Source organism: Mycoplasma seminis (assembly GCF_030718845.1).
Lineage (GTDB): Bacteria > Bacillota_I > Bacilli_A > Mycoplasmatales > Metamycoplasmataceae > Mycoplasmopsis > Mycoplasmopsis seminis.
Window position 1 is genome coordinate 782,014 of record NZ_CP132191.1, and the last position, 15,832, is coordinate 797,845.

15 protein-coding genes and 1 tRNA gene are annotated in these 15,832 nt (G+C 28.8%); 8 read left to right on the forward strand and 8 right to left on the reverse strand.

Features of this window, described 5'->3' with window-relative positions; translation table 4 throughout:
• Positions 1-47: 47 nt before the first annotated feature.
• Together topA and Q8852_RS03305 are read right to left on the reverse strand one after the other, a co-directional pair.
• Complete coding sequence (gene topA / locus Q8852_RS03300) at positions 48-1,922, reverse strand: type I DNA topoisomerase (protein WP_305937760.1); 1,875 nt, start codon at positions 1,920-1,922, stop codon at positions 48-50.
• A gap of 118 nt (positions 1,923-2,040) precedes the next feature.
• Positions 2,041-3,318, reverse strand: coding sequence for an amidohydrolase (locus Q8852_RS03305; protein WP_305937761.1), 1,278 nt, complete (start codon positions 3,316-3,318; stop codon positions 2,041-2,043).
• 151 nt (positions 3,319-3,469) lie between these two features.
• Between Q8852_RS03305 and prfA the strand changes: the two genes are divergently transcribed.
• Together prfA and prmC are read left to right on the forward strand one after the other, a co-directional pair.
• Entirely contained in the window at positions 3,470-4,546 is a 1,077-nt protein-coding gene (gene prfA / locus Q8852_RS03310; protein WP_305938408.1) for a peptide chain release factor 1, read from the forward strand.
• Positions 4,546-5,256 carry a peptide chain release factor N(5)-glutamine methyltransferase gene (prmC, locus tag Q8852_RS03315; RefSeq protein ID WP_305937762.1) on the forward strand — a complete coding sequence of 237 codons (711 nt, stop codon included), beginning with the start codon at positions 4,546-4,548 and terminating at the stop codon, positions 5,254-5,256. Before prfA ends, prmC begins: the two co-directional genes overlap by 1 nt.
• A gap of 27 nt (positions 5,257-5,283) precedes the next feature.
• Here the strand turns inward: prmC and Q8852_RS03320 are convergent, their stop codons facing one another.
• From Q8852_RS03320 to Q8852_RS03335, 4 genes are all read right to left on the reverse strand, one after another.
• Positions 5,284-5,745 (reverse strand): hypothetical protein, encoded by a 462-nt coding sequence (locus Q8852_RS03320; protein WP_305937763.1) that lies wholly within the window; start codon positions 5,743-5,745, stop codon positions 5,284-5,286.
• Between the two features lie 3 nt (positions 5,746-5,748).
• Positions 5,749-6,150, reverse strand: coding sequence for a hypothetical protein (locus tag Q8852_RS03325; RefSeq protein ID WP_305937764.1), 402 nt, complete (start codon positions 6,148-6,150; stop codon positions 5,749-5,751).
• A gap of 83 nt (positions 6,151-6,233) precedes the next feature.
• Positions 6,234-7,058: a PTS glucose transporter subunit IIA gene (locus Q8852_RS03330; RefSeq protein ID WP_305937765.1), complete on the reverse strand. Its 825-nt coding sequence runs from the start codon at positions 7,056-7,058 to the stop codon at positions 6,234-6,236.
• Positions 7,059-7,181: 123 nt separating this feature from the next.
• Positions 7,182-8,600, reverse strand: coding sequence for a hypothetical protein (locus Q8852_RS03335; protein WP_305937766.1), 1,419 nt, complete (start codon positions 8,598-8,600; stop codon positions 7,182-7,184).
• Between the two features lie 106 nt (positions 8,601-8,706).
• Between Q8852_RS03335 and Q8852_RS03340 the strand changes: the two genes are divergently transcribed.
• The 3 genes from Q8852_RS03340 to Q8852_RS03350 all read left to right on the forward strand — a co-directional run bounded on the left by Q8852_RS03340 (position 8,707) and on the right by Q8852_RS03350 (position 12,690).
• A tRNA-His gene (locus tag Q8852_RS03340) sits at positions 8,707-8,782 on the forward strand.
• Between the two features lie 92 nt (positions 8,783-8,874).
• Positions 8,875-9,855 carry an aspartate--ammonia ligase gene (locus Q8852_RS03345; RefSeq protein ID WP_305937767.1) on the forward strand — a complete coding sequence of 327 codons (981 nt, stop codon included), beginning with the start codon at positions 8,875-8,877 and terminating at the stop codon, positions 9,853-9,855.
• Between the two features lie 123 nt (positions 9,856-9,978).
• Entirely contained in the window at positions 9,979-12,690 is a 2,712-nt protein-coding gene (locus Q8852_RS03350) for a cation-translocating P-type ATPase (protein ID WP_305937768.1), read from the forward strand.
• A 38-nt stretch (positions 12,691-12,728) separates the two neighbouring features.
• Here the strand turns inward: Q8852_RS03350 and Q8852_RS03355 are convergent, their stop codons facing one another.
• Positions 12,729-14,096 (reverse strand): dihydrolipoyl dehydrogenase family protein, encoded by a 1,368-nt coding sequence (locus Q8852_RS03355; protein WP_305937769.1) that lies wholly within the window; start codon positions 14,094-14,096, stop codon positions 12,729-12,731.
• Complete coding sequence (locus Q8852_RS03360; protein WP_305937770.1) at positions 14,089-14,553, reverse strand: Rrf2 family transcriptional regulator; 465 nt, start codon at positions 14,551-14,553, stop codon at positions 14,089-14,091. Before Q8852_RS03360 ends, Q8852_RS03355 begins: the two co-directional genes overlap by 8 nt.
• A 182-nt stretch (positions 14,554-14,735) precedes the next feature.
• Between Q8852_RS03360 and rpmG the strand changes: the two genes are divergently transcribed.
• Genes rpmG through nusG form a run of 3 tightly spaced genes read left to right on the forward strand, consistent with a single transcriptional unit; the run spans position 14,736 to position 15,797 of the window.
• On the forward strand, positions 14,736-14,885 hold the full coding sequence (gene rpmG / locus Q8852_RS03365; RefSeq protein ID WP_305937771.1) for a 50S ribosomal protein L33: 150 nt from the start codon (positions 14,736-14,738) through the stop codon (positions 14,883-14,885).
• Positions 14,885-15,178, forward strand: a complete 294-nt coding sequence (gene secE / locus Q8852_RS03370; protein WP_369810255.1) for a preprotein translocase subunit SecE — start codon at positions 14,885-14,887, stop codon at positions 15,176-15,178. Before rpmG ends, secE begins: the two co-directional genes overlap by 1 nt.
• A 10-nt stretch (positions 15,179-15,188) precedes the next feature.
• A complete protein-coding gene (gene nusG / locus Q8852_RS03375; RefSeq protein WP_305937772.1) occupies positions 15,189-15,797 on the forward strand; it encodes a transcription termination/antitermination protein NusG in 609 nt (202 codons plus the stop codon).
• Positions 15,798-15,832: the final 35 nt, after the last annotated feature.

Below are 15,832 nucleotides of genomic sequence, written 5' to 3' on the forward strand. Positions count from 1 at the left end.
ACACAATATTATTTAAAATTTTTAAAGAAAAAAGCAAGAAATCTTGCTTATTCTTCATCATTATTTTGAGTAATATCCTCTGGTAAATTTTCTTCTTCATCTTCAGATTTTTCTTCAGGAAGTGAAGCAGTATATTTACATTTAGGGAAGTTTTTACATGCGACAAAAGCTTGGTTTTTCTTGTTAAATCTTTCAACAAGAACTCCACCATCTTCTGGACAAGGTTCAGGGAATTCTCTTAATGGGAATCTGTAAGTTTCCATCTTTTCATCAGCTTGAGCATATTCAGCTTCAAAACGACCTCAAAATTCATCCATAACTTCGTTTTTATTAATTTGATCTTCAGCAATTTGATCAAGTTCAGCTTCAACTTGAGCTGTATAATCTTCATTAATAATGTTAGGGAAAGCTTTGATTAAATTCTTAAGAACTATTTCACCGAATTCTGTTGGAACTAATGCACCATTTTGTTTTAATGCATATCTTCTATCTTTAACTATCTGCACAGTTGAAGCAAATGTTGAAGGACGCCCAACTTTAATATTATCAAGTGCTTCGATTAATGACCCATCATTATATCTTGGAGCTGGTTTTGTTTCCTTATCTTCAAAAATAAAGTCTTCAACCTCAATAACATCATTAATTTCATAATTTGGATTAATATCTTCAAGTTCTTTTCCACTTACTACATAATATCCATCAAAATGAATTCTTGAATATGAATTTCTAAATTTATAATCACCATTTTCATATGTATAAGCAGTAACTTCTCTAATTGGTTGTTTAATTAATGCTTGTAAGGTGTTTTCATAAATCATTTTGTAAATCTTGAATTCAGCTTCAGATAATTTATAAAGCATTTTAGCTTTTTCTGGTGTAAGTTCAACATCAGTAGGTCTAATTGCCTCGTGGGCATCTTGATCTCCGCTAAATCCTTTTATTTCGCTAGCTACATAATCTTTTCCTCATTTTGATTCAATATAACTATGTGCATGGTTTATAAAGTCTTGAGATAAACGAGTTGAATCAGTTCTTGGGTATGAAATAAGCCCACCATCACCGTATCCTTCATATAGTTTTTGTAAAACATATTGAGTCATTTGAGAAGAAAGTGGTGAACGACGATAAATTACTGATTGTTTAAATGGTTGCATAGCAGCAACTTTACGTTGTGAAACTTTTTTATCAATAACCTTTAAAGCCTTTGTAGTAGTTGCAAAATACTTTTTAAACTTATCTAAGTCATCACCAATAATTCATTCTTTTCTATCACCAACAACTTCATCATTAAAGTAATTTGCAAGTACTTCATTTCCTAGTAATTTAGCACTTAAAGTTGCATATTTTTCAGGCACAAATGCTCTAATTTCATTTTCACGATCTACAATAAGCTTTAAAGCAATACTTTGCACTCTTCCTGCTGTTGGAACTCCTGGAGTTTGTTTTAATTTAACTCTCATAAGTTTAGAAAGTCTAAATCCAATAATTCTATCAAGCATTCTACGAGCTTTTTGAGCATCAATTAAATTAAAATCAAGTTCTTGTGGTTTAGCAAGCGATTTTAAAATTGCATCTTTAGTAATTTCGTTATATTTAATTCTTGCATAGTTTCCTTTTAATTTTAAGTATTCAACTAAATGGTAACCAATTGCCTCTCCTTCACGGTCGGGGTCAGTTGCAATATAAACATAAGAAGCTTGCTTAACCGCATCTTTTAATTGCTTAATTACATTCTTTTTGCTTGAATCGGCTGAATATTCAGGTTCTCAAGTTTCCATGTTGATACCAAAACCAAATGCTCCAGTGGTTTTCATTTTTAAAATGTGACCAACTGAAGCGATAACATTATAGTCATCTCCAACATATTTTTGAATTGTCTTTACCTTATTAGGTGACTCTACTATTATTAATTTCTTGTCCATATGTCCTTATAATATACATTTATTTTTGAAAAATGTAACAATTTTTTTATAGCTAAATTTGCTTAATTATTAATAATAATTAAAAAATTTGATCAAAAAATACCTCTTAAAAGGTATCTTATTTAGTTAAATTAGCATAAAGTTCATTAACTTTATCCATAAGTTCTTGTAAATTAATATTAGTAAATTTTCTATCTTCATACACTATTTCACCATTGATAATAGTTGTATAAACATCATGAGAATTTGTTGAATAAACAAGTGAATCAATTATGTTAGCTCTTGGTGTATGGTTAATGTTATTTAAATCTACTAGGATTAAATCAGCAATATATCCTTGCTTAATTTTTCCAAGTTCATTTTCTCTATGCAATGCTTTAGCCCCATTTACTGTAGCAAGTTTTAAAGTATCTCAAGCATTAAGTAATGTAGGCGCACCAAAAACTCCTTTTTGAAGTAATGAAGCAATTTTCATTTCTTCAAACATATCTAAATTATTATTTGAAGCAGCTCCATCAGTTCCAAGACAAATATTAATTCCACGATTAAGTAATTTTTGTACCGGAAGCACTCCTGAAGAAAGTTTTAAATTAGAACAAGGATTATGTGCAATTGAAGCTCCAACTTGTTTAATAAGTTCAATTTCACTTTCATTTAAGTTAACTCCATGTCCAATAATAGTGTTGCTGGTTAAATTCCCTGTCTTATAAGCTTCAAAAACTGGTGTTGTGTGGTATTTATCAAATGAGTTCTTAACTTCGGCTTTAGATTCATTTAAATGAATTGTGTGAATGGTGTTTAATTCTTTTAAAGCATTTCCTGTTTGATATAAAGTTTCTTCACTATTAGTATAAACCGCATGTGGAGCAACCATAATATTAATAAGTTCATTATTTAAATATTTTTGATGTAATGCTTTAGTATCATTAATATTTCTTTCAACTGAATCTTGTGTAATTCCAATTCCAAGGTATGCTCTAATTTTCATTTTTTCAGCTGCTTTAGCAATTTGATCAACATAAAAATACATATCAACAAATGAAGTTGTACCAGTTGAAATCATTTCAGCCATACCTAAAAGAGCTCCATAGTAAATATCTTGAGAGCTCATTTTAGCTTCCACTGGAAAAATACAGTTGTATAACCAATCTTCTAAATTAACATCATTTGCGTGATTTCTAAGTATCGTCATTGGAATGTGACAATGAGTATTAATCATTCCAGGCATTAAAACATTATTTTTTGCATCAATTACTTTTTCAGCAGCAAATTTTGCTAATGTATCAGTACCAACATACTGAATTTTCTTACCTGAAATATATACGTTTGCATTTTTAATCATTTTATTATCATCATCCATTGTAACTACTGTTGCATTTTTAATTCAAATATTCATTTTGTCTCCTTAAAATTTATTTTATAAATTATAAGCTTTTTTCCAAAAATCATTTTTAGAATGCTGGTGCAATATTTTTTTGCTTTTACTTTTAGCTGCAAGTGGTAAAAAAACTCTAGTAAATAAGTACTATATGTTAAAATATACAATTATGGAAACAACTATGTATAACTCATTGATGCAAATCAAACTTAAATATGATGAATTAGAAAATTCATTACAAAACCCTGAGATTATTTCAGATATTAAAAAGTACACTAAAATCAACAAGGAGATGAACTCAATTAAAGATATCGTTGAAGCTTTTAATCAATACCTTGAAGCAGAAAGTAACTTAAAAAACGCGAAAGAAATGCTTAAGGAAAATGATGAAGAATTAGTTTCACTTGCAAAAATGGAAATTTCTGAAGCTGAAGAAAAAATGTCTAAGCTGACAGATGAATTAAAAATTCTTATTCTACCTAAAGATGAAAACGATGATAAAGACGTTATTGTTGAAATCCGTGGAGCTGCTGGAGGAGATGAAGCTAACATTTTTGCTGGAGATTTATTTAGAATGTATTCTAAATGAGCAAGTCAAAACGATATGAAACTTACTTTACTTGATTCAACTGCAGCAGAAGCTGGTGGATTTACACTTGTAGTATTTTCAGTTAAAGGTGACAAGCCTTATTCAAAACTTAAGTTTGAATCAGGTGTACACCGTGTACAAAGAATCCCAGTAACTGAAACTAAAGGTAGAGTACATACTTCAACAGCAACTGTTACAGTTATGCCTGAAATTGATGATGATATTAATATCGAAATTAAAAATGAAGATGTTAGAATTGATGTTTACCGTTCATCAGGAAATGGTGGTCAATCAGTTAACACCACTGACTCAGCTGTTAGAATTACTCACCTTCCAACTGGAATTGTAGTTACTTGTCAAGAAGGTAAAAACCAAATTCAAAACAAGGATATTGCTTTTAGAGTGCTTAAATCAAAACTTTATGATATCGAACTTCAAAAGAAACAAGCTGAAGAATCAGGATACCGTAAACTTGCTGGTTCAGGGGCTAGAAGTGAAAAAATCAGAACATATAACTACCCACAAGATAGAGTTACAGACCATAGAGTTTCATATTCAACTAGTTTACTTCCTGTAATGGAAGGTAAACTTAATTCAATAATTGATGCATTACTTGCTGAAGAACAAAATGAAAAAATTGCTGAAGCAGGAATTTAATGCCTACTAAAGAAGATTTATTATTAGAAAAAAGAAGATATGGACTAGAGCAAACCATATCTTCTTTTGAATTAGAACAACTTCAACAAGGAATGCCGGTGCAAAAAATAATGGGTTATGTTGATATGCATGATGTTAGAATTCATGTAAATCATAAAGTGCTTATTCCTAGATATGAAACTGAAGAATTAATTCTTTTAGTTGAGCAATATTATAAAAACACTGATAATGTAAAACTTTTAGACCTATGTACAGGCTCAGGATTTATTGCAGTAGCTTTAAAACACGCAAATAAGGCTTGAAATATTACCGCTAGTGATATTGATCCCCAAGCGATTTTGCAAGCATCAGAAAACGCCAAAAATAATCATGTTGATATTAAAATAATTCAAAGTGATTTATTTCAAAACATTAATGATAAATTTGATGTAATAGTTTCTAATCCTCCATATATTCAAGATAGTGAAATATTAGATGATTCTGTTGTTAACTTTGAACCATTACATGCTTTATATGCACCTGAGGATGGTTTTTACTTTTACAAAGAAATTATTTCTCAAGGTCAAAACTACTTAAATCAAGGTGGAAAAATCTTTTTTGAAATTAACCCATTTCATAAAAAATATTGAGACGAGTTAGCAAAAACTTATCATATTGAAATTTATAAAGATATGGCTGGTAAAGATCGCTTTGCAGTTGTATCATTTTAGATAAAAAACTAGGTTAGCTTGACTAATCTAGTTTTTGTTTTCATTCATATTTCTATACAAGTAATATTTAATAGATAATCAATATTTTGAAAATCCAAATTTATATCTAATAAAAGTAATTATGTATCTTTCTAATATTCAACTTTCAGTACTAAAATATAGGTACATTAGTGAATCCATTGTAAATTTGCTACTATCAATATTCAAGTCTAATCCTTTATGTTTAACAAGGTTAAATTGCATCCCGAATACTCTAGCAGCTCAAAAGAATAAAATTCAGTCTAAAACTTCTCCAATGATTATTACTGGATAATATGCACTTGTTTTTTGCAAACTATATTCTGCATAGTAATATAATCCACCTAAAAATACTACAGAAAATCATGCTACAAAATGTCAAATAACTTTAGACCATGAAATCGCATACACCGTTTCATAGATATCTATATTAGATGGTTTCTTAATATTTATATTAACACCTTGTGTCATCTTTTATTCCTCTGTGAAAGTAATATTAGCATTTTGAGTTATTTTCTTTTTATATCTAAAAGGATGCATACATCTTAATAATCTAAGGTATAAAACTGTTGATTTAGAATTTTTAGTTAGCAAAATAATTTCAACTAATTCATTTACAGCCACATTTTTTCTTCCTTTTATACCTATGAGCAAGAATCAAATTAATAACACACCATATCCAAATGCAGTAGCACTTATTACTCCAATTAATACATAAATACCTTTTTCTGGTTGAATGGTGGCTTCTACAATAATCCAAACTAAGAAAAACGCAATAAACCCTAATACTAGTGCTATTGATGTTGCTAAAATAATTCTTAGCATAATTGAATATTTAAAAATATAATCATCAGTTTTATGTTTAACTCGTTTCATATAATCTCCATAATAATTATATGGATTTCTTTTTTAAATTATCAAAAATGAATACAAAAAAACACGGAAGCCCATGTTTATTATTATTCTAATGTAAATAAATCTTTTCCAACTTTAGCTTCAGTTGCAAGTGATTTAATTTCTTGAAGTTTTGAATCTTCTGTTAATACAAATAAAACATCTTTATTGATATTTTCGTTATCAAATCTTTCTAAGTCAAGTTCAAATAATTTTTGTCCTGCTTTAACTGAATCATTTAAAGCAACAAATGCTGTAAATCCAATTCCATCAAGTTTGTAGCTGTCTTTTCCAAATAAGATAACAGCTTCAGCACCACTAGTTGGGTTTGAAAGAATGATTTGAGATTTATTTGCAGGCATCATAGCAATTTTTCCATCAAATGGAGCTACAACTTCAGCTTTAGTTTTATCGCTTAATTTAATACCAAAACCTTTACCTACAAGTCCTTTTGAAAATACACCATCATTAAGTTGGCGTAATTCAAATACTTTACCATTTACTGGTGCAAGTACTTTAACTGAAGCTACAGCAGCTGTATTAGCTTCTTTTGTAGCACATCCGCAGTGTTCTTGTGTTTCTGATTCAACAGCTGCACAAAGTGGTTTTAAATTATCTTTATTTGCTTTAATAAATGCATTTAATTCTTCTGCATGTGGTAATGTAACTTGAACGTGTTTAGCCCCATCAAATACTGTTACAGTTTCAGCACCTAATTCTTCAAGTGCTTTTGTATTAACAAGTGCTACATTTTTAACATCATATCTTAATTGTGAAACAGAGTTATTGAAAGCAAGAATGTTATCAAATCCTCCTAAAGCATCAATGATAGAAGCTAGTTTGCACATATCTTCGTGATTAACATTGTTATTTTTTATGTTTTTGAACATAAGATCTCCTTAATTAAATATTGCTTAAATTTTATAACATTTTGCAATTCATATCTTAATTTTTTTAAAATTAAGCATATAAAAATACTGCTATTTATTTAAACATAAAATAGCAGAAAGTTTTTAGGCTTGATTTGAATATTTATCCATAATTTGTTGACTTTTAGACTTATATTGATTTAATATTTCAGTTAATCTTTCTGAATCAGAAAAGTTATTTGCATATTTAATTATTGTAGAATTTTCTAGCTCAACTAATTCATTATTAGCTTGCACAAATCATGATTTAGTTGCGTTTTGTTTTAAAAACTGTTCATTTATATCATCTTGTTGTTTAAAAGGTTTATATTGTGGTTTATCAAGATGTAGCATTAAGTGACCTGTTGTTTCCATTTCAGAAACTAGTTCAATAAATTTATCCATTCTTTCAGAAAGCTTATTAAATTCTAAATTACTATTTCAAGTGAATAATCCATGATTGTTTGCAATAACACTTTGATATTTTTGATTAAATGCATTAAGTTTTAAATAGTATTCAATTCTTTCTTTTTCAGAATCAAAATTTTCGTGTCATTGAATAACTTGTTTTAAATCACTAGCATAGTAATTATATTGATCGCTATAAGCTAGTACTTGATTTCATATTTCTTCTCAAGTTTGTGAATTAATGTTTTCTTGTTCAAAAGCAGTATAAATCTTTTGATTGATATCTTGGATTCTTTTTTGAAGTCATCTTCAATTGCTTAAGTCTTCAAATTTAAAGTTTTGCTTAATAAAGTTTAATACATTAGTTTTTAAATCATTTGCATTATTATCTATTACATACTGAACGAATTGTAAATAAAATTGACTTTTACCATATCAGCTAACAATCGTAGGTCATTTTCAGTTTTGTCAATTATTTCTAAATGTTTCAATACCACTAAATGGTTTAGATTCAAAAATTAATGCATTGTTGTCGTTTTTTAAGGTTTTAAATTTTTTGATATTTTCAAACATTTCAAAAACTTTAGGAAACTTTTCAGGCATTTGAGAAGTTCAATCTGAAAAAGTATTAATATTTTTAATAATTTCTTCATTATAGCGTTGAAGTAATTCTAAATGATTTTTAGACCAATCAGCTGATGATCTTCAAAATCAATTATTTTCATCATTGATTTCTAAAATATCCTTATCAAATTCATTATATGTATTAATATAAGATCTTAAATGTTCCACCATACCATCAATTCTACTTGTGATATAAGTGTAGTTGTATTTTTCAGCAACTGCTTCTATTTCATGTATTTTTGGTAGATGCACATTTTTTATCTCAGCAATTCCTGGAGCTAGGGATTCTTTATATTCCGTTAATTCTTTGATTAATTTTTCCTTTTCTGTTTTAATATCTTTTTCAAGCTTTTTGTCATCAAAATGAGATTTAACGCTAAAAACAATAGCTACCGGTACCATTGCAACAGATATTCCAGCAAGTATGATATATATAATTGAGTATCAAGTTCATTTTTTATTTTTAGGTTTTATTTCTAAGTTGTCTTCCATAATAAATTAATTATATTTAATTTTTAGCATTTTCCCACAGTGCTAAAAAAAATAAATTTCTTCAAGGAATTTCAAGGTTTTTAGCTATAATATATTTACTTAATTGGCGAATGTGGTGAAGTGGCTAACACAGCGGGTTGTGGTCCCGTCATTCGCGGGTTCGAATCCCGTCATTCGCCCCATGTGTTAAAAGACTGGTAATATCAGTCTTTTTTCTTTACTTTTAAGGCTTTAATATATATAATTAATACATTATTATTAATAAGGAGTATATATGTATCATTCAAAACTTAATGTACGTCAAACACAAAGTGCGATTCAAGATTTAAAATTAATTTTTCAAGAACAATTAAAAGTTCATTTAAACTTAACTAGAGCAACAGCTCCATTATTTGTTTCTAAATCTTCAGGCCTTAATGATGGGCTTAGTGGTGAAGAACCAGTATCATTTATGTCTAAAGATCAAACTGAAAGACTTGAAGTTGTTCACTCACTTGCTAAATGGAAAAGAGATGCTTTAAAGAAATATAACTTTTTACCATATGAAGGTTTATATACAGATATGAATGCAATTAGAAAAGAAGAAGAATTAGATTTACTTCATTCATATTATGTAGACCAATGAGACTGAGAGCTTGTAATTTTACCACAAGATAGAAACTTAGATTACTTAAAGAAAATTGTTAACTTAATTTATGATTCATTAAAAGTTACTAAAAATCTTTTAAAACTTAAATACTATCAACTTGAAGAATCTCTCCCTGAGTCAGTCTTTTTCATCTCATCTCAAGAGTTAGAAGATATGTATCCTGATAAAAGTATTGATGAAAGAGAAAATTTAATTACTAAAGAACATGGAGCAGTATTTGTTTACGAAATTGGATATCCATTAAAATCTGGTGTAGTTCATTCTTCAAGAGCTTTTGACTATGATGATTGAAAACTCAATGGTGATTTATTAGTTTATTCAAATGTAATTAATCGTGCAATTGAATTATCTTCAATGGGAATTAGAGTAAATGCTGAAAGCATTATTAAACAAAGTTGCTTAGAAAAAGAACAAGTATGTCAACTTTCACCATATCATAAAATGGTAGTCGAAAACAAACTTCCTCTTACAATTGGTGGTGGAATTGGTCAAAGTAGAGTATCAATGTTTCTGCTTGAAAAAGCTCACATTGGTGAAGTTCAAGCCTCACATTGACCTGAAGAATACCGTGAAGCAATGCGTGAAAAAGGTATTGAATTATTATAATAGCTACATGCTATTATTTTTTTACTTTTATAACTTGCATTTAGCTATAAAAGAATAAATAGATATATTTATGATATTAATTAAAAAATTAACTATAATTACAATAATTATAGAAAGGATAAAATGGAAAATTTAACACAAACAGACCTTAAATCTGGTTTAAGCCAAGATGAAGCAAATAAAAGACTTCAGGCTTTTGGTGAAAATGCGTTAAAGGCGAAAAAAAGAGAAAATATCTTTTTAATGTTTCTAAGACAATTCAAAGACATTATGATGATTATGCTTTTAGTTGCTGCAGCATTTTCATTTGCAGTTGCTATTTTCGAGCATGCCTCAGGAAAATTAACTTCTAGTGGTGAAGTTGCAATTGCTTATATTGAACCATTTATTATTTTAATTGTAGTTACTTTAAATGCTATGCTTGGGGTTTATCAAGAAATTAAATCCGATCAAGCTGTTAAAGCACTTGAGAAAAGTAACGAATTAAGTTGTAAAGTTATCCGTGATGGGAATATGCAAGTTATTCCTTCATCACAATTAACAATTGGTGATTTAATTGTTATTGAAGCTGGAGATATGATACCAGCGGATGCAAAATTAGTTGAATCATTTTCTCTTAGTGTGGTTGAATCAGCTATTACCGGAGAAGCACTAGCAGTTGATAAGAAAGTTGGTGATATTCCTAATGCTGAACAATTACCACTAGGTGATAGATATAACACATTATTTTCTGGAACATATTGTGTAGCAGGTAGAGCTATTGCTCTTGTTATTGCAATTGGAAAAGAAACAGAAATAGGAAAAATTAATTCAAGTATTCAAGAACAAGAAATGCCTAAAACACCACTTCAATTGAAACTTGATAAATTATCTAAAATTTTTGGTATTGCTGGAGCTGTATTATTTATATTAGCTACAGTATTACAAATTATTCTAACTGGTGTATTTAACCACCAATGAAATAATCCTGAATTATATTCAAATGCCTTAATTATTGGTATTTCACTTGCAGTTGCTGCTATCCCAGAAGGTTTAATTACTTTCACAACAGTATTACTTGCTATTGGTGTTTCTAGAATGACAAAAGAAAATGCAATCATTAAAGCATTTCCTGCGGTTGAAACACTTGGATCTACAAGTATTATTTGTACTGATAAAACAGGTACATTAACTGAAAATAAAATGACTGTAGTTAAATTTTATGATGCTTTATATCATGGAGATGATTTAGCTAAATCACAAGCACTTGGAAGTTTTGTAGCTTGTTGTGATGCTGAAGTAAACCTTGATGAAAATGGAGCATATAATGAAGTAGGAGATCCTACTGAAACTGCTATATTAAGATTTGGACTTGAAAAAGACAATTCAAAAGAAATGTTTTATTCTAAGTTTGAAAAAATCTCATCACTTCCATTTGATAGTGATAGAAAAATGATGTCAGTACTTATCCAAACACCTAGCGGAGATAAAATTATTATTACTAAAGGTGCTCCTGATGTTATCTTTTCAAAATGTGCTAATGTAAGTGATGAAATCAAACATAAAAATGAACAATGATCAAATCAAGCAATGAGAGTTATTGCGGTAGCCTTTAAAAAAGTTGCTCCTGATAAAACTCATATTACATTAGAAGACGAAACTAATTTAACATTCTCAGGTATGGTAGGATTAATTGATCCACCTAGAGCTAATGTTAAAACAAGTATTGATGAAGCTAAAAGTGCTGGAATCAAAACAGTAATGATTACTGGAGATCACCTTACAACAGCTGTAGCAATTGCTAGAAGCTTAGGAATTTATTCAGAAGGTGATATTGCTATCGATGGTAATAAACTTGCAAGCATGAGTGATGAAGAGCTTACTAAAGAAGTTAAACATATCTCAGTATATGCAAGAGTTAACCCATCAGATAAACTTAGAATTGTTAAAGCTTGACAAGCACACAATGAAGTAGTTGCTATGACAGGAGATGGTGTAAATGATGCTCCAGCCCTTAAAGCAAGTGATGTTGGTTGTGCAATGGGAATTACCGGAACAGATGTTTCTAAACAAGCTGCTGATGTAATTCTAACTGATGATAACTTTAACACAATTGTTAAAGCAGTTAAATCTGGACGTGAAACATTCATTAGAATTAAAACTGTTATTTTAAACTTACTAGTTTCTTCTCTTACAGAAATTATCGTAATGTTATTTGGATTATTCTTATTTAGATTTATCTTTAAAAACACAATTAATAGTGCTGAATTTATAGTTCTTACTGCTGCTCAATTGCTTTGAATTAACTTATTAACACACGGACTTCCCGCAATAGCTCTCGGAATGATTCCAAGTGATGTGGATGTAATGCATCAAAAACCAGTTAATAAAAATCAAAGCATTTTTGCAAATGGTATGGGAATTAGATTAATAATCCAAAGTTGTGTGATTTCACTAGCTGCATTACTTTCATATTTAATTGTTGGTTTAGTTGCACAACACAATGGTGTAGTTGAAAAAGATTTTGTTAAATTAACTTCAACTGCTACATTTATTACTTTAGGTATTGGTTCAAGTCTTAACTCACTTAACTTAATGTCTAAAAATAGTATCTTTAAATGTTCATTTAAAAAATATAAATTAGTTTACTTAGCAAGTAGTTTTAGCTTTATTTGCATGATTATTTCAGCCTTTGTTCCAGGTCTTGCTCAATTATTTGGAAACGTTGATTTAATTAGATTCGAAAACTATTCAACTGTTTATTGATTAATTCCTTTACTTTTAGGATTTACCTTATTAATTTGTGAAGAAATTACTAAAGCAGTTCAAAGTTTTAAAGCTAAAAAGCAAAAATAAAACTTCCTTACGGAAGTCCTCACCTTCGGGTGAGTTTTTTAAAACTCATTTAGATTTTCAATAAATGTTGGGTGGGTGTAAATAAAGTTTTTAAGGTCGCTAAATTTAATTTTATAAACAATTGCAAGTGAAATAATGTTAATCATTTCAGCTGCTTCATAATTGAATAATGTTGCACCAATTATTTCATCGTTTTCATTTAATAAAAGCTTATTAAAACCAGTTGTTTCATTAATTACATGTGCCTTAGGAATTTGAGCTGTTAATAGACTTCTAACACTATATTTAATACCTGCTTGTTGCGCTTGCTTTTCATTCATTCCTACCCGAGCATAAATTGGGTCAATAAACATACTTCAAGGTATAATTGGACGATTATTTCTAGTTCTTTCATTAACTTGTTCAAGTAATTGAGGAAATACAATACGAGAATCATCTAGAGAAATATATGTGAAAAATTCTCCACCTTTACAATCACCAACAGCTCAAATATTTTCAGTGGTAGTTTTTAAGTTTTCATCCACTACAATAGTGTGATTTTGCACTTGCACACCAGCATTTTGTAATCATAAAGAATCAATATTAGGAATTCTTCCAATCGCTACAAGTACTGCATCAAAATGTTGTTGCATTTTTTTATCTTCAATTGTGCTAATTACTTTTACATCATTGGTATAGTCTTTAATAGAATTTACATCTACATTATTTACAAATTCAATTCCTTGTTCTTGTAGCGCTTGTTTAACCGCAGCTGCATCAGAAGCATCTTCTGAAGGCATAAAGACATCATTATGTGAATATACAGTTACTTTGCTACCAAAATTAGCATAAATTGAGGCAAATTCTAAGCCAATAAACCCTGAACCTATTACAAGTAATCTTTTTGGTAATTTAGTTAAATTTAAAATATCATTGCTATAAAATGCATTTTTAGATTTAACTTCAACTTTATGGTCTAATTTACGGTTTTTAGCCCCTGTATTTATAACAATTTTATCCCCAAAAATAACTTGTTTATGATTTGATGAGCTAATTTCAATTTCATTTTTTGAAATAAAGCTTGCACTTCCAACATATGTATCAATATTGTCTTGTTTATCTAATAAATTAAAGTTTTTATCATTAAGCTTTTTAACAAATTCTTTTTTGTATTTAATTGCTTCATAATAATATTTTTGTTTTTCATTTCAATTGAGTTTTACCCCAAATTTTCTAGCTTGTTGTGCAATTTTGCTTGCATGTACTAAAGCTTTAGTTGGAAGACATCCAACATTAATACATGTACCTCCAAACATTTTTGGATCTTTTTCAATAATTGCAATTTTCTTGTTTTCGCTTGCAAGTTTTTTGGCTAAAGTTTTTCCAGCTTTACCCCAACCAATAATTACTACATCATATTTATTCATCTTGTTCCTTCTTAATAATTTTTTGTTCAATTTCTTCTAAATTAATTTTTTTTAATTCTTCACTAATAGCATTGTTAAGAGAATTAATTAAATCCTGTTGTACGCTTGCGATATTACGTGATATTATGCATTCAGAATCTGCAAATCCACTTGCTCAGGAATTAGATACTAATGCTAAATCTAAAACTTCTAACAATTGATGCAGCTGAATTTTATTTAGCTCTATGTTTAAGCTATATCCACCTTTAATTCCATGTGTTGTTTCAATTCATCCAGTTGGTTTTAAAGCTTGTAAAATACTACGAACTTTAACTGGATTAATATTTGCATTTGCTGCAATTTGTTTACTTGTCAGTGGAATTTTTTTGTGTCCTAGTATTACTAAAATATGAATTAAAGACATAAAATCACTAAAGCAATACTTATTATTTTGTTTTTTATATGTATTATTTTTCATTACATTTTTATTTTAAACAAAAAAATAAAAATACCTAATAAAAAATAGAGTATTTTAACTTTTTAGTAAAAATTATTTTTTTAGTTTGCTTAAAATTTGCTAAATTTAAATTTTTTAGTTTTTTTACCATATTCTTAAGCATTTCTGCACTGAAAAACAGCAACTTATGATAAAATAAACATATGAAAAATAATAAAGTGTCTTTAGCTTGTGAATTATGTAGAAAAAAGAATTATGTTACTGTAAAAAGTGCCGGTAATTCAGAAAGAATTGAGATTAAAAAATTCTGTCCTCGTTGCAAAGTGCACTCTTTACACAAAGAGGAATTATAATGTCTCAAGAACAAGAAAACATTTCACAAACTATTAATAATACAGAAGTAACTACTGCAAGTGAACAAAACAAACCTAAGAAACCTTCTCTTAAAGAAAGATGAAAGAATCGTAAGAAAAGATATTTCTTCCGTAAAGTAGTTAAAGAAATTAAACGTGTTAGATGAAATTCACCTAAACAAAACTGAAAAAATTTAGCAATAATTATTGTTTTCACAGTTATTTTCGCTTTATTTGTCTATGGTGTAACAATGGGATTTACATCATTATGAACCGCAATTCATGCAGGTTAAGGAGAAACTTATGGATAAAAAATTCAAATGATACATGATATCTACAATCCGTGGTAAAGAAGAACAAGTTTTAGAAGCTTTAAAAAACAGAATCGTGGCTGAAAATGTGGCTGAGAGCTTTAATAATGAAGCAACTGAAGATGGTGCTTTTAAAATGTACAAAAAACCAACATTAACACCTAAAGAAATGGAAAAGAAACGTCTTGGTGATGATTATAAAATCAAGTATGTTAACATTTATCCAGGATACATATTTGCAAACATGGATATGACTGATGAAGCTTGATACGTTATCCGTAACACACAATACGTTACAGGGATTATCGGATCATCAGGAAAAGGAGCAAAACCAACTCCAGTTTCAAATATTGAAATTAAGAAAATGAATCGTGCCGAAGCTGAATTCTACGATTTATTTAGAGAAGGTAAAAACCTTCTTGGTCTTAAATTAGGTGATTTAGTTGAAGTTATTGATGGTCCATACAAAGGTGAAGTTGGCCCAATTGCAATGATTGATGTTGATAAAGATATCGCAGTAGTTGAACTTGAATCATTCGGTAAAAAAGTTGTTGTTGAATTTGATTTAGCATTACTTAAACCAAGTGATACATACTTATAATAATTATTTCCAGCTTAGCTGGATTTTATTTTGCC